This is a genomic window from Massilia horti (genome assembly GCF_004614195.1).
Taxonomy (GTDB): Bacteria; Pseudomonadota; Gammaproteobacteria; order Burkholderiales; family Burkholderiaceae_D; genus Telluria; species Telluria horti.
The window spans coordinates 17,065-39,209 of the sequence record NZ_SPUM01000005.1 but is presented as its reverse complement, the minus strand read 5'-3'; the positions used below and the strand labels follow the sequence as shown (position 1 = coordinate 39,209).

Here is a 22,145-nt window from a genome sequence, read left to right as displayed (position 1 = left end):
CTGCAGGTCTTCGTCGCCGCGCCTTGCCCTGCTCATTTGAAACAACCTCTTACTTCGCTGTTGACTGATAGCGCCAGGAATCGGCGCACATTTGCGCGATATCGCGCTTGGCGGTCCAGCCCAGTTCGTCGCGCGCGCGGCTCGGGTCCGCATAGCACTTGGCAATATCTCCCGGGCGGCGGGCGACGATCTGGTAGGGGATGGTCTTGCCGCAGGCTGCCTCGAATGCGCGCACCATTTCCAGCACACTGTTGCCGCGCCCGGTGCCAAGATTGTACGTAACCAGACCCGGGCCTGTCGCTAGCTTGTCGAGTGTTTTGACATGACCTATCGCAAGGTCGACCACATGGATGTAGTCGCGCATGCCGGTGCCGTCCGGGGTCGGGTAGTCGCCGCCGAACACCGAGAGCTTTTCGCGTTGCCCACTCGCCACTTGCGCGATGTAGGGCACGAGGTTGTTGGGGATGCCGCTCGGCTCTTCGCCGATCAGGCCGCTTTCGTGGGCGCCGACCGGGTTGAAGTAGCGCAGCAGCGCGATGTGCCAGTCGGCTTGCGCCTTGTACAGGTCGCGCAGGATGTCCTCGATCATCAGCTTGCTGCGCCCGTATGGGTTGGTGGCTGATAACGGAAAGTCCTCGCGGATCGGTACCGAGGCCGGGTCGCCGTACACCGTGGCCGACGAGGAAAACACCAGGGTCTTGACGCCGAACTTTTCCATCGTCTCGAACAGCACCACGCTGCCCGAGACGTTGTTGTCGTAGTAGCGCAGCGGCTGGGATACCGATTCGCCCACGGCCTTCAGACCCGCGAAGTGGATCACCGCGCCGATCTGATGTGCGCCGAAGATGCGCTCCATCGCCGCGCGGTCGCGGATGTCGGCCTGCTCGAACACGAAGCTTTTGCCCGTGATCTTTTCTATGCGGTCCTGCACCGACGCTTGTGCGTTGGACAGGTTGTCGAGCACGACCACGTCGTAGCCCGCGTTTTGCAATTCGACGACGGTGTGTGAGCCGATGTAGCCCATGCCGCCTGTAACCAAAATCTTCATTGTCGTATCTCGCTTTAAGTCCGATGTGTCGGTCGTGCCGCTAGGTGGATGCGCGGTGCAGGCGCCGCGTCATGCGGTACCGCCGCGGGCCCGCTGGCGTTGACCGCGTGCGCACAGGTGCGCACCCTACGCCTATTCTCGCGCCAGCGACTGGGATGGCCGCCGGCGGCTCCTCTTTCCAGTTGCGACGCTGTTCCTGTCAGCGCCGCGCCGCTTCCTTGATCAACAGCCAGATGAAGGCCATGTCGTCGATGAAGTAGCGGCGAAACATGCGGCGCGGCTCTTGCAGGAAACGGTAAAACCATTCCAGGCCCGACTTCTGCATCCACCTGGGCGCGCGCTTGACGCGCCCGATCGCCACATCGAAGGTCCCGCCCACGCCCATCGCGAACGGGATCTTCATCTCGGCCTGGTAGCGGCCGAGGAATTGTTCTTTCTTGGGCGAGCTGATCGCCACGAACAGCAGGTCCGCGCGGCTGTCGCGGACGTGGCGTACCACGTCCTGCTCCTCGGCCTCGCCCTGCCAGTAACCGTTGCGGTAGCCGGCCAGCACCAGGCGCGGATACCTGCGCTGGTAGGTCTCGGCGACCATTGACACCACGTCCTCGCGCGCGCCCAGCAGGAACACGCGCCAGCCCTTCTCGCCCGCGCGCTTCATCAGCGCCTCGAACAGGTCGACCCCGGCCACGCGTTCCTTGAGCGGCTTGCCGAGCAGGCGCGAGGCCCACACGACCGGCATGCCGTCGACATTGATCAGCGCGCAGTCGTTGATGATCCTGCGCAGCTCCGGATCGCGGCTGGCCTTGACCAGCTTGTCGACATTGACCACCACGTGCTGATGGGGCTTGCCCGATTGTATGAATCCCTCGATCCTGCCAAGCGTGTCTTCCATTGACAGATTATCGATCTGGCAGCCCATCAGTGTGATGCGTTCGGTCATCCGATCTCCTTAGCCAGAACTGCGACGATGCGCTCTGCCGCTTTGCCATCCCACAATTCCGGACGGCGGCCCTGCTTGCCTTTGCCCTCCAGTACCTTGCGCACTTCGGCGACGATCTTTGCCGGGTCGGTGCCGGCCAGCACGTTGGTGCCTTGCTCGATGGTGACTGGGCGCTCGGTGTTTTCGCGGATCGTCACGCACGGCACGCCGAGCGCGGTCGTTTCTTCCTGCAACCCGCCGCTGTCGGTCAGCACCACCGCCGCATCCTTCCACAAGTGGAGGAAGGCCATGTAGGCCTGCGGGCCGGCCAGCGTGACGTTGGGGCCCAGGTCGATGCCGAAACGGTTCAGGTTGGCGCGGGTGCGCGGATGGACCGGGAAAATCAGCGGCAGGTCGGCCGCGATTTCCTTGAGCGCACCGGCGATGCGCACAAACGTTGCGGGCTCGTCGACGTTGCTTGGCCGGTGCAGTGTGACCACCCCGTAGCGCCCATACTGTTCCAGCGCCCGGGCCTTGAATGGGACGGTTTCGAAACCGCCGGTGTCGGCATGGGCCAGCTTGCCGGCCTGGTACAGCAGGTTGTCGACCATGACGTGGCCGACGTAGTGAATTTTCGAGTCGGCCTTGCCTTCGCGGCGCAGGTGCTCGACCGCAGCCGGCTCGGTGGCGAAGAACCAGTCCGAGATGCTGTCGGTGACGAGGCGGTTGATTTCTTCCGGCATCGCCATGTCGCCGCTGCGCAGCCCGGCTTCGACGTGGGCCACGGGAATGCCCAGCTTCTTGGCGACGATCGAACAGGCCAGGGTCGAATTGACGTCGCCGACCACCAGCACGGCCGCCGGGCGCTCTTCCACGCACAGCTCCTCGAAGCCGACCATGATCTTGGCGGTCTGCTGCGCATGGCTGCCGCCGCCGGCGGCCATGAACACGTCCGGTTGCGGGATGCCCAGCTCCTCGAAGAACACATCGTTCATCTCGCGGTCATAGTGCTGGCCGGTGTGGATGATCTTGAACGAGAGCACCTGCTGCTCCTGCAGCGCACGCACGATCGGTGCGATCTTCATGAAGTTGGGCCTTGCGCCCGCGACCAGGTAAATCAGCATGTGAGGACGTCCCGATAATTAAAATAAAGTTATTGTAAACCTACACTCGATGGGTACGGCGGACGATAGTGCCGTAATTTTGAACACGTCGCACGGCTCGCGCGATTCATAATTGCGCGAAGCCCAGCCCAGCGGCGGGTTTTCCGCACCGCGCACCAGCTCCAGCGCCAGGCCCGCACCGGCGACGTGCACCTGCATGGCGAACGCCTTGCCGCGCACGTGCAGGGCGCTGCTGTCAAGGCGCACGTCCAGGCCGGGCGCGAAATGCCAGAAGATCTCGGCCCGGTGCGGCTTCCTGGCAGCGAATTCGTCGCGCACCACCAGCGTGCTGCTTCCTGCATCGAAGCGCACGCTGCGCAGATGGCGCACCGGATCGGGCAGGCGCAGGTAGCCGTCGTGCGAGCCGCGAAAATCGAATTCGTGTGGGGAGCTGGGCATGCGCTCGATGTTGGCCCTGGCTTTTTTCAGCCACATGAAGCGCCCGCCCGCGACCGACTGGTCAAGGCCGTCGATGCGCACTGTGTTGTGGGCCGAGGTCCCGCGAAAATAGTCGCGCCACTTCTGCTCCTGCCAGTACGAATAGGTGCCGCAGTCGATCAGGCACGGTTCGCCCGCCACCGACAGCACCAGCGAAAGCGCGTCGGCGTGGCCATGGGCCGCGATGCCGAGATAGCCGAGCGGGCCGCAATCGAGCAGGCCCTTGATCTCACGCGCGCTGCCGAAATCGGCGCCGAACACGAAGTAGCCGCCTTCCGGGAAGGCCCATGCATCCTCCGGCTCGTGGTGGTCGATCGCGGGACGCGGCCCGGGCAGCGCATGCAGCAGCCAGCGCACGCCGGGGTGTTCGCTCGCCTGGCCGCCAAACACGCTTGCGCCTAATGCCAGCAGCTGGGTCGCGCGGTCGGCGCCAAATGCGTCCAGGCAGAACACGATGCCGTCGTCGGCATCGCCGACCTGCGGCAGGTTGCCGGCCACGTCGCGCACCGAGCGCACGAAGCGCAGCGCGCGCTGCAGCACCGCCCAGTAGGCGCGTGAGAACGGGGTGCCGCAGGCTTGTCCGACGAGGCCCGCGACGAACAGGAATTCGCTGGCAAACACGTGGTAGGCAAAGGCCTGCTCACGGTTGACGCCGTCGCGCGTGAACTGGGCCTGGGCCTCGTGTTCGAGTTCGCGGCGCGCCTGCTCCAGCCAGCGCGCGGAGGCGCGCCAGCAGGGCCAGATGGAGGCTGCCACATACAGCCCGGCCAGTTCGCCGATCAGGTGGTTGTTGGCGGACGAATGGCGCGACAGGTGGCGCGCGATGTGGCTGCAATGCGCGTGGATGCTGTCCAGCCAATCGGCGCGCAACCTGGCACCGTCCTCGCCGTCAAAGAGCGCACCGCGCTCGCCGCCAACAAGCTGCCACACCAGCGCCCAGTTGATCAGGCGGATGCCCAGTTCCAGCGAGCTGGTCCAGTTGGGACCGATCTGCGGCGGGCACTGCTCAAACCAGCTGCGCAGCTGCTGCCCCAAAGCGCGCAGCCAGCGCGCCTGGCCTGTCACCGCCGCGGCCTGGGCCAGGCGCACCAGGTGCAGGTGGCGGTTCAGTTCCCACACGTGCTTGATGTCGCCGACCTGGTTGCGGTCGGTGATCGTAATATCGCCGGCAAAGACCGCGGGGCCGAGCACGCCGGTTTCCGGATCGCGGTTCCAGTCCGGGATCGGGCCGACATCGAAGCTGCGCCCGGCAAACAGCACCACGTGCCCGACCAGGATGCGCTCGGCGTCGGCCAGCAGCGCGTCGATGTCGGCCTGCGCCAGTTGCGGTGCGCCGCCAAGGCCGAACGTGCGGGTGCGCGGCAATGGCGGTGGCGGCGGGCGGCGGGCCAGGATCCGCGCGGCCTGGCTTGCCGCCGCCTGCTGCATACGGTACCCGACCTCCGCCACCGACATGCAGCGCAGGCGGTTGACCATCCAGGCCATGCGTGCCGTCGCGTTCATCGCGCTCCCTCCAGTTCGCGATAGATCGCTGCCAGTTGTTGCGTCACGATGGCGGTGCTGTAGCACTGCTCGATGGTCGCGCGCGCGCGCTGGCCGAGATGCTCGCGCAGGGCGCAATCGCCCAGCACCTCGGCCAGCGCAGCGGCCAGCGGCGCGACCGCGCGCGGCGGCACCAGGATTCCGTTGTCGTGGTCGATGATGGTTTCCGGGATGCCGCCGACGCTGGTCACGACGACCGGCTTGGCAGCGGCCATGGCTTCCAGCATCGCCATCGGCAGGCCCTCCGCATGCGAGGGCAGGCAGAACACGGTGCTCTCAAGCAGCGCGGCATCGCGCGCCACGCCATCCATCCAGCCGAGCGTTTCCACGCGATCGGCAATCCCGAGTTCGGCCGCGCGCCGGCGCACCCGCTCCCCGTCCCCTTCCCCGCCCAGCGCGAGGTGCGCCTCGGGAAAGCGCGGGGCCAGTATGGCAAGCGCTTGCAGCAGTTCGTCGACGCCCTTGGCCGGTTCGAGGCGGCCAAGGAACAGGATGCGGCCGGGCCGCGCACGCGAGATCATGGGCAGCGCGGGCAGCGGCACGGCGTTGGGCACCACGGTCACGCGCGCCCTGGGGGCGATCTCCCCCAGGAACTGGGCCCAGCCGCTTGATAATGCGATGACGCGCGAGCTGCGTTCAAAGGTATGGCGGATCCAGCGCCGCGTCAGCGCGCGCGATTCCTGCGTGGCGTACTGCCGAAAGAGGCCGCCGTGCAGGTGCAGGATGGTCTGGCAGCCGACCGCGCGCGCGATCAGCAGCACCAGCGACTTGCGCAGGAAGCTGGCGCGCGAGGAGGTATGGGCGTGGACGATAATCGTCCGGTCGCGCAGGCAGGCGGACAGCGTGCCGCAGGCCCCTGAGATAGCACGCGCCACCTTGGCAAGCCGTCCGCCGTCGACATGGGTGGGCAGGTAGCGCACTGCCTCGCGCTCGAACAGGCCAGCCTCGCGCAGCACCGACACCGCCGCCACCACACCGCCGCGGCCTTCGAGCGCGGTGCCCACCATCAGCACCCGGGGCGCCGCGGCGTTCACGCGCACCTCGTTCAGTAGTGTGGTTTCGGCTTCATCCGGCAGCATCTTCGGCAGCACCTGTCATCTCGTGAACATTGCAATCCTGATCATACCGCATTCGTTTCCCACTGCTGTGCACGGTTCACGCCTCCACAGCGATGAACTCGAACTTGCCGTTCGGCCCGCGGGCGATCGCGTCGACTCGTTCCACCGCCACCTGCACGCCGGGCACGCGCAGCAGGAACTGGTCGATCAGGGCCGCCTCGTCGGCGGCGCCGAAGCCGTCGCCGGCGACCACGCGCAGCGTGAACTTGCCATCGCCGCGGTACAGCACCTGCCCCTCGAGCAGGTGGCGATCAATGCCCTGGAACACGCGGTCCAGGCGGGCGATGATGCGCCCGTCCGGCAGGGTGATGATCTTTTCCTGGCGGCCGATAACGGCCTTCACTAGCGGGAAGACGCGTCCGCACGGGCAAGGCGCGTCGCCCGGCACCACGGTGTCGCCGGTGCGGTAGCGCACGAGAGGCATGGCCGGGTTGTTCAGGCTGGTGCCAACCAGCTCGCAACTGCCGTCCGGCCGATCCAATAATTCGACCATGCCGTAGTCCGGCAGCAGGTGGTAGTTGCCGTGCTCGCAGGTGCCCAGGGCGGCCACGCGTTCGGCCTGGCCGTACCAGTCGTAGACGGTGACGCCGAAGGCCTCGGTGACGGCCGCGCGCACGGCCGGCTCCAGGGTCTCGGACGAAGTCATGATGCCCTTGAGCGAACCGCCTTGGTAGCGCCGGCCGCTGGCATTGAGCCAGCTGGCCAGCGCGGCGATCGAGGACGGGTAGGCCTGGATGACGACCGGGTCGAAGCGCTCCAGCGCGTCGATGTAGCTGCCGATGGTGGCGTTGGACAGGTGGTAGGACGACATCATCAGCATGTTGCCGATCCAGTCGCGGCACCAGTAGCGGCCATCCGCCGGGTTTTCCGCGCAGACGATGTCGCCGCGGATCCAGGCGCGGCGCTGGCCGTGGCGATAGCCGATCCAGCGCAGCTGGCGGTACACGAAGGCTTCTTCGCGCACCACGGTGCCCAGGGTCTGCACCAGCGTGAGCGGGGAGCCCGAGGTGCCGCTGGTGCGGATGGTGTTCCTGCAAAGCGTGCCCAGGCTGCGCGGGCGCACGAAGCGCGCGGGGTCGGCCTTGACCTGGGCCTTGGTCAGCAGCGGCGCTTTGGCCACGCCATCCGGGTCGATGCCGAGCTTGCGCGCGCGCCGCGCCACGTAGGCGGCCAGCGCTTCGTGCGAGCGTTCGTTGGCGAGCAGCGCCGGGTAGACGAAGAGACGGCCCCAGATATTTCGGAGCAGCTCCCGCGCCAGCGAACGCAGCGAAAACTTCAGCGAATACATCCACATTGGCGTCGGATCAGGCGCGTTGCGGCAGGATTTGTTTGTATGTTTTGGCAACATTGCGAGCCAGAATAGCATACGTGCGATGCGTTTTTACGTACGCTGGACCACGCAAGGCGAACTGTTGTGCGAGCTGCCGGTCGTTCAGCAGTTTGAGCACGGCGGCGGCGAACAGTTCGGCTTCCATGGGCACGCACAGCCCTGCCCCGCTCTGCTCGATCACCAGCCGCTGGTCGGGAATATCGTTGGCGACGCTGGGGATGCCCAGCGCCAGGTACTCGACCAGCTTGGTCGGGGACGAGACGTCGAACAGGGTACCGCGCGGAATGGGCGACAGGCCGACCTCGGCACGCACCGCAAAACCAAGCGCGGTTTCCTGCGGCAGCCAGCCGGTCAGCAGCACGTGCTCGCCAAGCTGGCGCGCGGCGATCTCGCTGCGCATCCATGCCATTTCGTCGCTCGATGGCGCGTCGCCGGCGATCACCAGCAGCACGTCGGGCTGCGCGCGCCGCAGCCTGTCGGCGACATCGAGCAGGAAGTCGGAACGGCGCGACTGGGCCACGCGCCCGAGGTACAGCACCACGCGCCGCCCATCCAGGCGCGGGTCCGCCACCGGCTTGATGCTGTCGCGGTCGAACTGCTCGGCGTCCACGCCCATCGGCACGGCCGTCATGCGTTCGCGCGCGAAGCCCTGGCTTGCCAGCCAGTCGGCCATGGCGTCGCTCTGCACGAAGATGTGGCGCGCGTGCGGCAGCACCATGCGGTAGATCACGTGGCGCGAGGCGCGCGCACGCAGCGTGTGCGCCAGCCAGCGCAGGCCGCGGCCGCGCTCGCCGATCTCGTCGCGCCGCACCTCGAAGCCCTCGACGATCGGGAACGACATCCAGTACACGAAGGGCACGCGCAAGAGCGCCGCGGCCCAGCGCCCGAGCAGCCCGCTGGCGATCTTGTCGCGCACCTGAATGCAATCCGGGCGGGTCCTGGCCAGCACGCGCAGCAGGCCCAGCAGATCCCACAGCGGCGCCAGCACGGCGGCGAAACGGCTCGTGAGGCTGCCGACCGCATGCATGGCGCCGGCGTGCCAGGCGCTGCCCCCGTGCGGCCCAAGCTGGCCGACCAGGTCGGTCTGAAGACCGTAGCGTGGCATTTCGTCGCCGAACAGGGTCGATACGTCGGCGCGGGCCGGCGGGAGCGGATCGCGGATGATGAAGGCAATCGAAAGCGGCTTCTGAGGCATGAGTGGCCTTATCGAATCAACAACGGGTGCCGAACGATTCTAGCTTACTCGTCCGCGCGCACGGTTGCCGAGGACGCCCTTTCAAGGATGCTAACCGGCGCCCAGCCCCGGTACCTGAGACTGGATCAAGGAAGCGCGCCGTCAGGCGCCCTGCTTCAGCCGGATCAGGCGCGGCAGCAGGTTCGCGCTCAAATTGCTGTCGAGCTTGCGGCAGAAATGGGCGCCGGAGGTGCGGATGGCCTCGAAATCGCCCTCGTCGAGCACCTTGGGGTGGCGCGCGCCCTGCTCCGGCCACTGGATGTAGCGGAAATTATTTGGCAGCACCCGATCGCGCCAGCGCGAGTTCATGACCAGGGTCTGGAAGAACATCTCGTCCGGACACTGCACGGTGCGAAAGAAGCGCAGAAGGCGCGGGTCGGCGTCGATGCGGCCCAGCAGGTCGAGCAGGCATGCCCGCGACAACGCCCACCACGACGAGCCGCCGTAGGGGGCCATGCCACCAGGGATGCGGCGCGTGCGCCGGCACAGGCGCAGCGCCCGGTTGGCGAGCGCGCAGGCCAGGCGCGGCGCCGCGCCCCTGCTTGCAGAATGAAAATACTGGTAGCGGAAAGCGACCGGCCAGCCGGCGTGGCCGATCGGCACCGTCTCAAGCAGTTCGCGGCCCGCGACCCGGGCCAGCTCGCGCTTGAGCGCGCCGTTGGAAAGCAAGGGGAAGTCCTGCGCCGACAGGAACACGACTTTGTCGAAGGCCGGCACGGCGGCGACGATCTCGCGCAGCGAGTTGAGCGTGGCCGCGACCTGGGAAATGCTGCCCCAGCGCACCGCGATGCGGCGCGTTACCAAGCGCGCCGCCGGGTGCAGGCGCGCCGGGTCGATCGCGGATTTGCGGTCGAGGTTCACCCAGATCGAAAACTCGTCATCGCGCAACTGTTCGACCAGCAGGTTGAGATGCCCGAGGTCTTTGTGCGCGTGGATCAGGAATACCTGTTTCATCGCACTCACCGTTTTCGCGGTGGCGCGCGGCCGATCGGGGCACCGGCGCCGCGCCCGAGTCTAGCACGGGCGCGGCGGGGACATGGATTGCTTAGTTGAGGGTAACGGACTGGCTGCCGACGGTGACGGTACGCACGCCGTTGGTGGTGGTGATGTTCACCGTCGGGCGGCGGCAACCGACGTCGAGCAGCGTCAGGAACTCGGCGGTCGACTTGCCGTCGTTGGCCAGGTAGAACGCACCATGGTCCTCGGTCACGCCGCTCTTGGGCGCGGGGCCGCTCCACTTGGCGAAGGTCGCGTTCGGGTTCAGCGAGCGCACGCACACCGACTGGCCTCCGGCCGCGATCTTGACGCTGGTCGGGCTCTCGACCGTCATCGCCACCGGGGAATGGAAGTTCCACTCGTAGGTGTGCGGCACGTTCGCGGCCAGCTTGTCGCGCACCAACAGCGCGTTGTTGGCGTTGCGCAGGTGCCAGACCTGGCGCCGGGCCATCGTCAGCGCGCCGGCATAGGCCGCGGTCGCGTCGCCCTCGGCGGAGTCGTAGCTGGGCTGGGCGGCGAAGCTGATGACCTTGCCATTGTGCTGCAGCGTCTCGCGGTAGCCGGAAACGTCCTGGCCCTTGCCGCCGTCATACGTGACCGCGTTCTGGGAGCGGGTCTGGTGGTACCAGTCGGTCCAGTACGGCGAGCCGTACCAGTCGTACCAGCCGGCCTTGACCAGCAGCGGCTGGCCGGCCACCGACAGCAGCAGGCCGTTCTGGTCGCCATGGCTGTGGTTGAACGAACCGTACGGGCTGGACTTGAAGTAGTACGAGGTGCGGCCGGGCGAGCCGATGTCGCTGTGCATCGAGACCCAGCCGGTGCTCGGGTAGTAGGACGAGTTCGACGGCGGGCTCTGGACCTTGGTGTCGGACACCGGCAGCGGATACGGGGCCTGCAGCATCGACAGCGAGTCTTCCAGGCCGCCCAGGTTGGCCACGTACCAGGCCGCGCGCGGCGAGACCATGCGCGAGCCGAAGGCGCGGAACACGCGGATGTCGGGCTTGGTGTCGGAGCCGTCGCCGAAGGCGTGCACACGGGAACCCGGCGGCACGAACTGGATGTTGAAGTCCAGGAAGCCTAGCGTCCACGGCTTGGCGTAGAAGTTCACGCCAGTGGCCTGCGACAGCGGGTCCCACAGCGCGATCAGGTAGCCGGCATAGTACTCGGCGTAGGCGGTGCCCTGGGCGTAGCCGCCTTCCGGGCCGGACCACGGCGACGGGTTGTTGGCGTAGGCGCGGAACGCGAAGTCGAACCACTTCTGGGCGTCGGCGATATCGCCCAGCGACAGCGACGAGATCAGGGTCAGGAACACCAGGTCGGTGTTGCCGTGCGAGTCGAACGGATACTGGTCCAGGCGCCCGTTATCGCCCGACAGGTCGGCAAACATCTGGTTGGTGCGGTTGCGCACGACGTCGAGCCACTTGGCCTTGCGGGTGGCGTCCAGATCGCCGGCCAGGATGTCGACCGCCTTGATCATGGACAGCGCGATCTGGCGGTCGGCCTGGTCCTGGTTGACATAGCTGGTGGGCCCGTTCGGGTTGAGCGCGGCCAGCTGGTCGCCGCGCTTGAATGCCTCGTCCAGGTAGATCGACTCGCGCTTGATGCGCCACATGACGGCGGCCGCCTCGAGCTGGCGGGTCGCTTCGTTGACGCGCTGGCGGATTTCGGTCTGCTGCGAGGCCATGGCGGCGGTCAGCGGCGAGGTGATCACGATCGGCCAGCGGGAGTCGGCCAGGTCGGGCAGCGCGCCCATCTGCAGCTTGATCTCGTTGATCAGGCGGCTGTTGTACGGGTCGAGGTCGTTGTGCTTGGCGGTGTTCCAGCTTGAGAACGCGGTGAACGAGGGCGGCAGCGAGCGCGGGCGCGGCTTGGCGCTGATGCGTGCGCGCAGGGTGTCGTTGTCCGGCACTTCGAACACCGTCGAGCGGCTGGTGATGGAGAAGGCGCGCGCGGCGCTCCAATCGTTTGAACCGGCCGGGCGCACGCGCCAGGTGTAGTCGCCCAGCGCCATCGCCTTGCTCGGCAGGTACCAGTTGCGGGTCACGGTGGCCTTGGTCGGGCTGCCGCCGGCCGGGGTGATTTCGATTTCATAGCTGGATGCGCCCGCAGGGTAGCGGGCCCAGGCGAAGCCCGGCGGATTCTGCGCCTGGGCCTGGCCGTTGGCCGGCGCCGGCTGGACCACCAGCGGGTCGCTGGACTGTGCCCAGTCGGCGCGGGCGAGCGGCGACAATAGCAGCGACGACAGGGCAGCCAGCGCGGCTATCCCTTGGCGGTGAACTTTCATGTAGATGCTCCGAGAAATATTTGACTGGGATTGCAGGAACTTGTTGCGCGAGCGCGCGACCTTCTTGGGGCCGCCGGCGGGGGAAAAACCGGCGTTTCAACTGAAGATTATGGTACAGCAATCCCAGTTGGCCTCAAGAAAATTCCCCACAGAAATCAAAGATTTTTCACAGACATCGCAGAAATCCAACGACAAAAAATCAAGGTTTCAGGAACGACATTTCTCAATCGCTAAAGCTTGTTTTTGGGTTGAAAAGACATTCATGAAACCATGCCATTTCGCTCACGGGGCGGGGGCGGCGCGCAGGTCGCGCATGCGTTTCAGGTAGCGCAAGCAATAGATCCCGAAGGCCAGCGGGGCCTTGTGCAGGTAGCGGCGCCGCACCCGGAATTCTTCCTGGCGGGCCTTGATCTTGTTGCTCGTCGACAGGCTGCCGGCATGCTCGCGGAACACCGTCAGCGGACGGTTCAGCGCGCCCGGACGCGCCACCGCGCCAAGGCGCAGCCACAGGTCGACGTCCATCGCATACTTGAGTTGTTCGTCGAACAGCCCGACCCGTTCGAACGCGCGCTTGCGCACGAACACCGCCGGATGGCCGACCCAGGCGCGCCCGGCCGCAAACGCGCGGTAGGTGAACGGCTGCAGCGGATACGGCGCGATCAAGCGCCCGTCGCGCAGCACCTGCACCTGCCCGTACACCCAGTCCACCTGTTGCGAGGCGAAGCACTGGTCCACCTGCGCCAGCACGTCGGGCGCCGCATAGTAGTCGTCCGAATGCAGGTGCGCGATATAGTCGCCGCGCGCGGCCTGGATGCCCTGGTTCATGGCGCGGCTGATGCCGCCCCCGACATCGCGCAGCACGCGCTTGTTGCCGGGGTAGGCGGCGATCATGTCGAGCGTGCCGTCGGTCGAGCCGCCGTCGACAAAGATGTGCTCGACATCGCGGCAGGTCTGGCCGAGCACCGAGTCGAGCGTGTCGGCCAGGGTGGCGGCGCTGTTCCAGGTGCAGGTGATGATCGAGAATTTAGGCTTGTTCTGCATAACACTCCAGGATGGTGGGGATGGTCCGAAAGACATCCAATGGAAAACTCGGCGGCAGCTCCACCGTGACCGGCGGGCGCGCCAGCTCTTGCAACAGCCGGTCCACCAGGTCCGGCATGTCCGCTGCCAACTGCAACTGGCCGTCGTAATATTGGTAGGCCGCCAGTTCAGGCGTGCCGCCGGTGGCCAGCGCCACGCACTGTTTGCCCAGCGCGAGCGCCTCGAGCACCGTGGTGCCGCACGGCTCCTCCCACACCGAGGGGATCACGCACAGGTGGCTGGCCGCCTGGCGCCGGATCACCTCGTCGTAGTCGCGCCAGCCGAGAAAGCGCACCTGTTCCCCGCCGTAGCGCGCCTCCAGTTGCGCTCGCAGCGGACCGTCGCCGATGATGCTCAAGCGCGCGTGCGGCGGCAGGCGCCCCTCGATCTCGGCCAGGAATTCGCCGAAGCCCTTGCCGGTATCGATGCGCCCGACCAGCAGCACTTCGCCGGCGCGCACCTGGCCTGATGCGGCCGCGACTTCACGCAGATAGGGATAGCGGATGAAGTTGTGGATCACGCGCGCACGCGCCAGGTCGGCGTCCGGCACGGTGCGCAGGAAGGCGTGGCGCAGGAAGTCGGACACGAAGATCGTCTTGTGGCGCGCGAAGGCCTGTGCGGTCTCGCCGCGGTAGCGGCCGACCGCGGCGCCGGACAGCGTGCGCCGCAGCGGCCCGGGACTGGGGTGGATGCAGGCCGCGCAGTCCGCATTGGCGGTCGCACGGCACACGGCGCCGTCCTTGAAGCGCAGGTGGAGCACGCATTCGCTGCCCTGGTCATGGCGGGTCTGGACGAAATTGACCTGCGGCGGCAGGTAGCGCCCGACCATCGGCAGGTGGCCGTGGTAATGCACCACGTCGTAGCTGCCGGCGCGCGCGGCGATGGCGCGCGCGATCCGGCGCGCGAACCAGGGGCGCTTGAGCGGATTGAAAAAGCCGAGCTGCAGTTCCTTCCAGCCCACGTGACTGAAACCAAAGCCGGGGATGAAGCGGCCGCCAAAGCCGATCTGGCTGGCTGCCCCCGCAGGGTCGAGCTCGCCCTCGCGGCCCATGACATCGACCTCGTGGCCACAATCGAGCAGCGCGTTGGCGAGCGTGACCACGTGCTTGCCCAGGCCGCCGATCTGCTTGCCCGGCAGGTCCTCGGACACCATCAAAATGCGCATTCCCCTCCCCTACCTTTCCCACAACAGCTTGACCTTTGCCCAGGCCAGTGTCTTGTCATCCTTTTCGATCACGAACAGCGCGCCGTAGGCGAACAGCAGCGCCATGGTGAGAAGCGCCAGCAGCACCAGGTCACGCACGCCGGGCGCGAGCCAAATGCGGGTAGTGGCAGCTGCCAGCGCGATCAGCGCCACCCCAACCGCGCTGGGGGCATACGCCCGCCATGCCAGATCGCGCAGCGCGACCGGCACGGTGCGTCCATGCACCGCGACCAGGAACGCCAGCGTGAGCACGCTGGAGGACAGCAGATGTCCCCAGGCCGCGCCATCGATGCCGTACCGGGCCACGCCCAGCCACACCACGAGCAGCCCGAACAGCGCGCGCGCCAGCGCGAACATGCCCGACACGCGCGGATGGCCCATGCCGTCATTGACCAGCGAAGGCAGGTTGGTGAGCGAGTCGACGAACTGCGACAGCGCCATCACCGTCAGGACCAGCGCGCCATTTTTTGCGAAGTCGGGATTCATCCAGTAGCGCAGGATCGGCTCGGCGAACACGGCCAGGAGCACCAGCGCCGCAGCGTTGATGTACACCACGTAGCGGCTGGCCTTGAGGTACAGGCATTTCAACCGCTCGAGCTGGCCGTTGGCGGCGAGCGCGCTGGCGGCCGGAAAGAACACACCGGACAGGCGGAAGGTCAGCGCCAGCACGCGGTTGGCCAGCGTGCTGGCGACCGTGAAATAGGCGAGCCCGGTGACGCCGACCAGGGCGCCGATGATCAGCTTGTCGGCGTAGGCGTAGGACAGGCTGGCAAAGCGCGACAGGAAGGAATAGGCCGAAAAGCCGAGCAGCTCGCGCCGGATGGCCGCGCGCGGGGTGCGCCAGCCAAGGTCCGGCAGCAGGCCGCGTATCGCGCGCCACAGGATCGCGCAGTTCACGCTGCTTGCCAGCACGCGCAGCGCGATCACCTCGAACAGGCCATAGCCCGCCATCAGCACCAGCACGGTGAGCAGTGGCACCACGGTGCCGAACACGACCTCGATGCGGCCCGAGATATCGAAGCGCATCAACGACTGCGGCACGCTTTGCAGGTAGCTTTGCAACTGGCCGACCAAAAAGCCCAGCGCGGCGACCTTGAGCGTGGCGACCGCCACCGGGACCAGGCCGGCCGGAACCGAGAACACGCGGGTGACCAGGGCGTGGGCGCCGAAGTACAGGCCGAACGCACCGATCAGGCCCAGTCCGATATAGACCAAGAGGCCAAAGCAGATCGTTTCGCTGATGCGCTCGCGGTCGCCCGTCGCCGCGTAGCCGGCGACGTACTTGACCGAGCCGGCGGTGACGTTGATGTCGATGACGGCGAAGTAGCCGACGATCGCGGTGACCAGCGAGTACAGGCCGTAACCGGCCTCGCCCAGCCCCTTGACCACCAGCGGCACCGTCGCCAGCGCAACCACTGCGGGTATGGCAGCGCCCAGCAGGTTCGAACAGGCATTGCTGACCAGGCGCAGGTTCATCAGGCCGGCACCAGGTTGATGCGGGTGGTGGCTACCGCCGGCGCGCTGGCCGCGCCCGCCGCCAGCGCCACGTAAGGCAGCGCCAGGCACACGGCCAGCATCTGGGTGGTGCGCACCTGCGGGATCGGGGTGCCGATCAAAAAGTCGGGCAGCATGAAGGCGATGCCGGCCACGCCGGCGGTGGCCAGCGCCAGCTGCTCGGGCGGCAGCGTCGCGAGCGCGCGCCACGCCACGCGGGTGAAGGCGAAGATGGTGCCGGCCAGGAGCGCCAGGCCAATCAGGCCGGTCTTGAGCGCGAGGTGCAGCACGCCGCTGTGCAGGAACAGTCCGCCGTCCGGGTTGGCTTGCCACGAGATGTGCTGGTAGCCGAAGTAGCGGCCCCAGGAGCCGATGCCGGTCACCAGATGGGACAGGAAGTCGGCCAGCGCGAGCTTCAGTTCGAGCACGCGCTCGCTTTCGGCGCCGAAGCGCTGCGACTGAATGTCGTAGAACAGACTGGAAAAGCCGGAACCGGCGCCCTTGGTCTGGCCGAGGCGCTTCAAGGCCACGTACAGCAGGCCGGCGCCGACCAGCGGCAGGCCCACCGATGCCAGCTGGATCCGGCGGCGCAGCGGAAAGCGCATCATGATGACCAGCGCGGCGAGCACGAAGCCGATCCAGGCGCTGCGGCGGTAGGACAGCACGATGCACAGCGCGGTGGAAAACAGGGTCATCCATTCGAGCGCGACCCACAGCCGCGCGCGCTCGATCCTGGCGGCCTGGAACAGGTTGACCGCGGCGATCGCAAACGCGGCGACGCACAGCAGGCTGTCATTGATGTCGAAGAAAGTGAGCTTGATGCGGATCGCGTTCATGTTGGCGTACACGTTGTTCGGGTCGCCGCCGAACGCGGCCCAGCGCACCAGTCCGAACAGCGCGCGCGCGAGTCCGGCGAGCAGGATGAAGCGCGCCAGTTCGACCGCGTGGGCGCGGGTGTGGAACGCCAGCAGCAGCAGCGACACCAGCGGCGCCATCCAGACGATGTTCGAAAAGCCGCTCGGGGCCAGGGCGTCGGCCAGCTTGACGCCCAAAAACAGCGCGACGGCCACGTGCCCGCTGAGGAGCAGCAGCCAGGCCAGGAACCACGGGCGCAGGTTGCACGGCGCGGCCGGCTGGTGCCGAAAGCCCGCCGCCACCCGCGCGCAGCACCAGGCGCCCAGCACGTAGTACAGCACCAGCGGGAAGAACAGCATCCCCGAGCCGCGGCTGTACACGCCCGGGGTGGCCCAGAGCGAGAGGTTGCCGTAGCTGGTCGAGTTCATCCAGAAGAAGATCGCCAGGTAGGGGTAGACCAGGGCGCGCGTCCACACCAGGCCGATGCCCATGCCGGCCACCGCCAGCACGGCGACGAAGGCGACGAACAGGAATGGCAGCGAGAGGTAGATGTAAGAAATCAGGTCGTCCATCGGGCACCAATTTAGCGTCGTGCCTCGGCGCCGAGCAGGCGCGCGCGGTCATGCGGCGCCAGCGCGGCGAGCATCTCGTTCACGAAACGGTCCTGCAGCCGGTAAGCGTCTTGCGCGCCGGACTGGATGGTCGAGACGCGCACCAGCATGCCGTCCGGGATCTTGCCTGACAGGCCGTAGGCGAGGCGCTGGAGCTTTTGCTCGATGCCGGACTGGACCGCCTTGTCGCCGATCGTGACCCAGTAGGTGATCGGCTCGTTGCGCTCGTTCATGCGCGCGACCAGGCGCTTGACCGGCAGGTCGCCAAAGCGGGTGGACAGCCGGCCCTCGCTACTGCCGAGCATCTGGAAGCCCTGGGCCACGTAGCACACCTCGGGCAGGTGCAGCTGCAGGGTCTTGCTCTGGTCGCCGCCGTAGGCGATCGACAGCATGACCCGCTCGCCGATCGCGTTGACATAGGTGCGCGACAGGGTCTGGTCGTACAGCTTTTCGATCATCGCCTGGCTCTCTGGGTCGGGCTTGAGCGGCACGATCGAGGTGTCGATGCGCCAGCCACCGAAGCTGGCGGGGATCATGTGCTCGAGCGAGAACTGGGCCTGCCGGGTGGCGAGCTTTTCGCTCGGGGTGAGCGCCCCGGTCAGGGCCGAGGTGGCGGCCATCGCGAGTCCGAGCACCAGGCTGGCGGCAAAGTGGCGGTTCATGCGACCTCCCGCGACCCGGCGCGCCGCCGCAGGTACCACTGCAGGCCGCCGTCGACCGACAGGATCAGCGTCAGCGCGGTCAGGAACAGCACCATGCCGGCAAAGCCGTGCAGGAAGCCCTGGCCGGCGGCGTCGCCGAAGTAGTAGGTGATCAGGGTCAGGCTGATGACCCGGATCACGTTGGCCGAGAACGAGATCGGGATGATGAACAGGGCCAGGCCGATGTTGCGAAACGCCGACGGGTGGCGCATCAGGTTCAGGTAGAACAGGCCCAGCGCCTCCAGCGTGAGCAGGGTCTGCAGACCGGCGCAGGCGTCGGCCACCAGCAGCTGGTACTGGCCGATCTGCAGGATCACGCCCGAGCGCGAGATCGGGTAGCCGGCCGCGAACAGCAGGTGCTCGGTGGCCCACGACACCGCCATCTTCATCGGCATCGTGACCGCGGCCACGAATTCGGACGGCAGCGGCACCATGAACAGCATGAAGAAGAACGGGAACCACAGCACCCGCAGCGCGCGCGTGCCGTACTTGACCAGCAACACCGCCGCCATCACCAGGATGATCGAGGCGATTTCGAGCATCAGGATCTTTTGCGAGCGCCCCAAGAGGTGCGCGAACAGGCCGACGGCGAGCACCGCCCAGCCGCTCCAGGCGGCGCGCGGCGGCGTGGCGAGTGCCTCCACCTCGGGCCATTTGCGGTAGATGAGCCAGAGCGCCAGGCCGAAGATGATCGGGCCGTGGCCCTGCTCTTCGCCGATCCAGGCGCCGGTAAACAGGTCGTAGAAGGTCGGCACGAACAGGATCGCCAGGCCGGCGAACACCGGCCACCACTCGGGCAGCGCTGCGCGCACCAGCGCAAACTGGCGGCGCGAGCCGAGGCGGGCCGGGGCCACCATCAGAGGGCCACCACCACTGATCCGACCACCTCGCCGCCGGCCTCCACCAGCTGCTCGGCCATGCGGCCCAGGGTGGCGATGCGGGTGTGGTCCTTGCGCGCGACCAACAGCACGCCGCCGGCGCGCCCGGCCACCGCCAGCGCGTCGGCGCCGCTGGCAAACGGCGGCAGATCGTACAGCACCACGTCGTAGCGGCTCTCGAGCTGCGTGTTCAGGTGGCGGAAGCCCTCGCGCGCCAGCAGTTCCTGCGGGTTGGGCGGAAGCGTACCGGCCGGCATCACCGACAGGTCGACGAAGGCCGGCACGCGCTCGATCACGTCCAGGTCGGCGCGCCCGGCCAGCAGGTCGGACAGGCCCTGGCGCGGCTGCAGGGCGAACAGGTCCTGCTGGCGCGGGGTGCGCAGGTTGGCGTCCACCAGCAGGGTCTGCTGGCCGAGCTGCGAGAACACGATCGCCAGGTTGGCCGCGAACAGGCTGGCGCCGTCCTGCGGGTCGACCGCCAGCACCGCCAGCGCGCGCCGGCCGCGCGCGAACCAGCGCAGCATGAGCTGGCTGCGCACCGCGCGCAGCGATTCGACCTGCGGCGAGAACGGTTCATAGGCCGCGACCAGCGCGGACGAAAAGCCGGCCTGCCCTTTTTGCAGGTAGGGGTAGGCGAACTGGCGCGCCAGCATCTGGGCGATGTCGTCATTGCTGACCAGCCCGAGGCGCACCGCGGCCTCGCCGAAGCGCAGGCCGCTCTCCTGCTGCAGGCGCAGCACGCGCTCGGCGTCCTCCGGCTTGAGCTTGCCGGAATCGAGCAGCAAGGCGCCCATGCTGGTCTCGGCGGCCGTTTGGTCGGCGGGCACCGCCGACAGTATGGGTGAATTCATTGTGGTATCCCTTTAGAGGTCGTATCCAAACGAGCATGGCTCTGCATAACCACGTCGCCCCCGCGAAGGCGGGAGCCCATACTGGGCCGCCCTGGCACGCGGCCTATGGGTTCCCGCCTCCGCGGGAACGACGCGGCTTAAAAATCCCACACTTAGCGGTGACATAGCCTAAAAAACGACCTGTTAGTTGAGACGCTGCAGGCGGCGCGGCGCGAGCGCGCGCAGCCGGCTTGGCCCCGGCGCCCGCTGCCACTCGATGGTGCCGAGCACCGGGATGCCGAGTACGTCCTTCATGTCGCTGGCCGAACGCACCGGGCGGTTGAACAGCTCGAGCAGGAACGCCACGCCAACGCCCAGCACGGTGCCGATCAGGAAGGCCACGAGCGTGTTGAGCAGCACGCGCGGACCGGAAGGCTCGGTCGGCGCCACCGCCGGGTTGAGCACCGAGACGTCCGACTGCTCGGACTGGGCCTCGATGCGGGTCTGGGAAAAGCGCTGGCTGGCGGCGTCGTATGCGCGCTGGGCGCTGTCGAGTTCCTTGAGCAGCGGGCCAAGCTCGTCGCGGGTGCGGTTCAGTTCCAGCACCTTGGCCTTCTGCTCGGCGAGCGCGGCGCGCAGCTCGGCTTCGCGCTGGCGCAGCACGGCGGCGTTGCCGCCGACGCTGGAGGAGACGGTGCTCATCGCGCTGTTCAGTTCCGAGCGCAGCTTGTCGACCTCGCTCCTGGCGGCCTGGTATTGCGGGTGGTTGCGGCCGTAGCGCGACGAGGTGTCGGCCAGCTTGGCCTCGGCCGAGGCCAGGGAGACGCGCAGGTTCTGCACCATCATGTTGTTGGTGACGTCCGGCGAGGCGCCGCCGCGGGCGGCGCGCTCGCGCGAATTGCCCTCGATCGCCTGGGCCTGGGCCGCGACCAGCTGCGCCGACAGGTCGTTCAGGCGCGCCAGTTCGACGTCGACCCGGTTGTTGTCGAGGCTGACGATGCCCTTCTCCTGCTGGTACTTGGACAGGCGCGCCTGGGCCGCCTCGAGGTTGTCGCGCAGCTGCTTGGTCTGCTCGTTGAAATAGGCCGAGGCCTTCTTGGCCGGGTCGGTCTTGAGCTGCACCGTGACCTTCTGGTACTGGTCGGCAAACGCGTTGACCACCGCCGCCGCGAAGCCGGGATCGGCGCCCTTGAAGCTGATCTCGACCACCGACGATTCGCGCGAGGGCACGATCTCCAGCTTCTTGAGCAACAGGTCGGCCAGCCAGTCGCGCACGTTGCCGCGCCCTTCGGTGGCGGCCTGGAACTGCTGCAGCACCGCCGGGCTCCCGGCCAGGTGCAGCGTGTCGACCACGCGCCCGGCCACGTTCTTGCTGCTGATGATGTCGATCTGGGTCGCCATGTAGCCGGGCAGCAGCTGGCCGGGCATGGTCAGGCCGGTCAGCGGGTCCACTCCCTTGTAGTTCAGCAGCACCGAGGCGGTGGCCTTGTAGGTCTTGGGCTGCAACAACGAGAAGCCGAGGGTCAGCAAGACCGTTGCAAGGAGGATCGACAGAATGATCTTTTTGCGCGCTCGCAATATCTGCAGGAATTGATGGGCGTTCATGGCACTCCCTTGGCAAGCTTAGAACCAACTCTCGCGCACGGTGATCACGTCGTCCACCTGGACCAGGTCGCTGGCCGCAGCGTCGATCGTGACCGCGCGGCCGCTGGCATCGTGGCGCGTGATGCGCATGCGGGTGTTGCTGCCGCGCGGGGTCAGGCCGCCGCCGGCCGACACCGCCTGCTGCACCGTCATCCCGCGTTCGATGCGGAACGGTCCCGGGCGCTGCACCTCGCCCATCACGTAGGCGCGCGGGGCGCGCTCGACAAAGATGACATCGCCGCCGGACACTTCGTAGTCGCGGTTCAGCTCACCCTTGCGCACCATGTCGATCACGTCGATCGTCTCGCGGGTGGTGGTGCCGTTGCGGGTGCGCACCAGGCTGACCATGTCGCCGCCCTCGGACGAGATGCCGCCCGCCATCGCCAGCAGGTCGAGCACCTTGCGCTTGCCGTCCACCGGGTAGCGCCCCGGCCGGTTGACCTGGCCCAGCACCGACACCTGCTGGCTGTTAAGCGTGGTGATCAGCATGTTGACCTGGGCCTTCTTCAGGTAGCCGCCCTTTTCCAGGAGGTCGCCCACCTTCTTTTCCGCCGCGGCGACCGACAGCCCGGAGACCGCGACCTGGCCCAGCAGCGGAACGGTGATCTGCCCGCCCTCGGACACCCGGGTCTCGATCGACAAGTCGGGACTGCCGTACACCGACAACTTGACCACATCGCCCGGCCCGAGCAAGATCTCAGCCGCGCCTGCCGCGTGCACCGTCATGGCCAGCACGGCCGCCATCATCCAAAGTACCAGTCGTTTCATATTTGCTC

General features: G+C 67.3%; 18 protein-coding genes. All 18 read right to left on the bottom strand.

Annotation, left to right across the window (positions count from 1 at the left end):
• Positions 1-49: 49 nt before the first annotated feature.
• Positions 50-1,048 carry a UDP-glucose 4-epimerase GalE gene (gene galE, locus E4O92_RS00875; RefSeq protein WP_135187855.1) on the bottom strand — a complete coding sequence of 333 codons (999 nt, stop codon included), beginning with the start codon at positions 1,046-1,048 and terminating at the stop codon, positions 50-52.
• A gap of 199 nt (positions 1,049-1,247) precedes the next feature.
• A complete protein-coding gene (locus E4O92_RS00870; RefSeq protein WP_135187854.1) occupies positions 1,248-1,988 on the bottom strand; it encodes a WecB/TagA/CpsF family glycosyltransferase in 741 nt (246 codons plus the stop codon).
• Complete coding sequence (wecB, locus tag E4O92_RS00865) at positions 1,985-3,091, bottom strand: non-hydrolyzing UDP-N-acetylglucosamine 2-epimerase (RefSeq protein WP_135187853.1); 1,107 nt, start codon at positions 3,089-3,091, stop codon at positions 1,985-1,987. The genes E4O92_RS00870 and wecB overlap by 4 nt, the downstream gene beginning before the upstream one ends.
• Positions 3,092-3,109: 18 nt before the next feature.
• Positions 3,110-5,071: a heparinase II/III family protein gene (locus tag E4O92_RS00860; protein ID WP_229482865.1), complete on the bottom strand. Its 1,962-nt coding sequence runs from the start codon at positions 5,069-5,071 to the stop codon at positions 3,110-3,112.
• Positions 5,068-6,201: a glycosyltransferase family 4 protein gene (locus tag E4O92_RS00855; RefSeq protein WP_229482863.1), complete on the bottom strand. Its 1,134-nt coding sequence runs from the start codon at positions 6,199-6,201 to the stop codon at positions 5,068-5,070. The genes E4O92_RS00860 and E4O92_RS00855 overlap by 4 nt, the downstream gene beginning before the upstream one ends.
• Positions 6,202-6,265: 64 nt before the next feature.
• On the bottom strand, positions 6,266-7,516 hold the full coding sequence (locus tag E4O92_RS00850) for a phenylacetate--CoA ligase family protein (protein ID WP_229482861.1): 1,251 nt from the start codon (positions 7,514-7,516) through the stop codon (positions 6,266-6,268).
• Positions 7,517-7,532: 16 nt separating this feature from the next.
• Entirely contained in the window at positions 7,533-8,753 is a 1,221-nt protein-coding gene (locus E4O92_RS00845; RefSeq protein ID WP_135187851.1) for a glycosyltransferase family 4 protein, read from the bottom strand.
• 141 nt (positions 8,754-8,894) lie between these two features.
• Positions 8,895-9,746 (bottom strand): beta-1,6-N-acetylglucosaminyltransferase, encoded by an 852-nt coding sequence (locus E4O92_RS00840; protein WP_135187850.1) that lies wholly within the window; start codon positions 9,744-9,746, stop codon positions 8,895-8,897.
• 91 nt (positions 9,747-9,837) lie between these two features.
• Positions 9,838-12,072, bottom strand: a complete 2,235-nt coding sequence (locus E4O92_RS00835; RefSeq protein ID WP_135187849.1) for a heparinase II/III domain-containing protein — start codon at positions 12,070-12,072, stop codon at positions 9,838-9,840.
• 282 nt (positions 12,073-12,354) lie between these two features.
• The gene (locus tag E4O92_RS00830; protein WP_135187848.1) at positions 12,355-13,113 is read right to left on the bottom strand and encodes a glycosyltransferase family 2 protein; all 759 of its coding nucleotides are present in this window, start codon (positions 13,111-13,113) and stop codon (positions 12,355-12,357) included.
• A complete protein-coding gene (locus tag E4O92_RS00825) occupies positions 13,097-14,317 on the bottom strand; it encodes a glycosyltransferase family 4 protein (protein WP_135187847.1) in 1,221 nt (406 codons plus the stop codon). Before E4O92_RS00825 ends, E4O92_RS00830 begins: the two co-directional genes overlap by 17 nt.
• A 9-nt stretch (positions 14,318-14,326) precedes the next feature.
• Complete coding sequence (locus E4O92_RS00820) at positions 14,327-15,832, bottom strand: oligosaccharide flippase family protein (RefSeq protein ID WP_135187846.1); 1,506 nt, start codon at positions 15,830-15,832, stop codon at positions 14,327-14,329.
• Entirely contained in the window at positions 15,832-17,277 is a 1,446-nt protein-coding gene (locus E4O92_RS00815) for an O-antigen ligase family protein (protein WP_135187845.1), read from the bottom strand. The genes E4O92_RS00820 and E4O92_RS00815 overlap by 1 nt, the downstream gene beginning before the upstream one ends.
• Positions 17,278-17,288: 11 nt before the next feature.
• Positions 17,289-17,978: an exosortase-associated protein EpsI, B-type gene (epsI, locus tag E4O92_RS00810; protein WP_135187844.1), complete on the bottom strand. Its 690-nt coding sequence runs from the start codon at positions 17,976-17,978 to the stop codon at positions 17,289-17,291.
• On the bottom strand, positions 17,975-18,874 hold the full coding sequence (gene xrtB, locus E4O92_RS00805) for an exosortase B (protein WP_135187843.1): 900 nt from the start codon (positions 18,872-18,874) through the stop codon (positions 17,975-17,977). Before xrtB ends, epsI begins: the two co-directional genes overlap by 4 nt.
• On the bottom strand, positions 18,874-19,746 hold the full coding sequence (epsG, locus tag E4O92_RS00800; RefSeq protein WP_135187842.1) for a chain length determinant protein tyrosine kinase EpsG: 873 nt from the start codon (positions 19,744-19,746) through the stop codon (positions 18,874-18,876). Before epsG ends, xrtB begins: the two co-directional genes overlap by 1 nt.
• 183 nt (positions 19,747-19,929) lie before the next feature.
• Positions 19,930-21,330 carry a chain length determinant protein EpsF gene (gene epsF / locus E4O92_RS00795; RefSeq protein WP_135187841.1) on the bottom strand — a complete coding sequence of 467 codons (1,401 nt, stop codon included), beginning with the start codon at positions 21,328-21,330 and terminating at the stop codon, positions 19,930-19,932.
• A gap of 18 nt (positions 21,331-21,348) precedes the next feature.
• The gene (epsE, locus tag E4O92_RS00790) at positions 21,349-22,137 is read right to left on the bottom strand and encodes a polysaccharide export protein EpsE (RefSeq protein WP_135187840.1); all 789 of its coding nucleotides are present in this window, start codon (positions 22,135-22,137) and stop codon (positions 21,349-21,351) included.
• Positions 22,138-22,145 lie beyond the last annotated feature (8 nt).

What these genes read in the sequence shown, in the direction of transcription:
- xrtB (WP_135187843.1), bottom strand. Translation starts at nt 18,874, where the DNA reads ATGGTGGCCCCGGCCCGCCTCGGCTCGCGCCGCCAGTTTGCGCTGGTG.
- E4O92_RS00815 (WP_135187845.1), bottom strand. Translation starts at nt 17,277, where the DNA reads ATGGACGACCTGATTTCTTACATCTACCTCTCGCTGCCATTCCTGTTC.
- E4O92_RS00830 (WP_135187848.1), bottom strand. Translation starts at nt 13,113, where the DNA reads ATGCAGAACAAGCCTAAATTCTCGATCATCACCTGCACCTGGAACAGC.
- E4O92_RS00835 (WP_135187849.1), bottom strand. Translation starts at nt 12,072, where the DNA reads ATGAAAGTTCACCGCCAAGGGATAGCCGCGCTGGCTGCCCTGTCGTCG.
- E4O92_RS00870 (WP_135187854.1), bottom strand. Translation starts at nt 1,988, where the DNA reads ATGACCGAACGCATCACACTGATGGGCTGCCAGATCGATAATCTGTCA.
- wecB (WP_135187853.1), bottom strand. Translation starts at nt 3,091, where the DNA reads ATGCTGATTTACCTGGTCGCGGGCGCAAGGCCCAACTTCATGAAGATC.
- epsE (WP_135187840.1), bottom strand. Translation starts at nt 22,137, where the DNA reads ATGAAACGACTGGTACTTTGGATGATGGCGGCCGTGCTGGCCATGACG.
- E4O92_RS00840 (WP_135187850.1), bottom strand. Translation starts at nt 9,746, where the DNA reads ATGAAACAGGTATTCCTGATCCACGCGCACAAAGACCTCGGGCATCTC.
- E4O92_RS00860 (WP_229482865.1), bottom strand. Translation starts at nt 5,071, where the DNA reads ATGAACGCGACGGCACGCATGGCCTGGATGGTCAACCGCCTGCGCTGC.
- galE (WP_135187855.1), bottom strand. Translation starts at nt 1,048, where the DNA reads ATGAAGATTTTGGTTACAGGCGGCATGGGCTACATCGGCTCACACACC.
- E4O92_RS00825 (WP_135187847.1), bottom strand. Translation starts at nt 14,317, where the DNA reads ATGCGCATTTTGATGGTGTCCGAGGACCTGCCGGGCAAGCAGATCGGC.
- epsI (WP_135187844.1), bottom strand. Translation starts at nt 17,978, where the DNA reads ATGAACCGCCACTTTGCCGCCAGCCTGGTGCTCGGACTCGCGATGGCC.
- E4O92_RS00850 (WP_229482861.1), bottom strand. Translation starts at nt 7,516, where the DNA reads ATGTATTCGCTGAAGTTTTCGCTGCGTTCGCTGGCGCGGGAGCTGCTC.
- epsF (WP_135187841.1), bottom strand. Translation starts at nt 21,330, where the DNA reads ATGAACGCCCATCAATTCCTGCAGATATTGCGAGCGCGCAAAAAGATC.
- epsG (WP_135187842.1), bottom strand. Translation starts at nt 19,746, where the DNA reads ATGAATTCACCCATACTGTCGGCGGTGCCCGCCGACCAAACGGCCGCC.
- E4O92_RS00820 (WP_135187846.1), bottom strand. Translation starts at nt 15,832, where the DNA reads ATGAACCTGCGCCTGGTCAGCAATGCCTGTTCGAACCTGCTGGGCGCT.
- E4O92_RS00845 (WP_135187851.1), bottom strand. Translation starts at nt 8,753, where the DNA reads ATGCCTCAGAAGCCGCTTTCGATTGCCTTCATCATCCGCGATCCGCTC.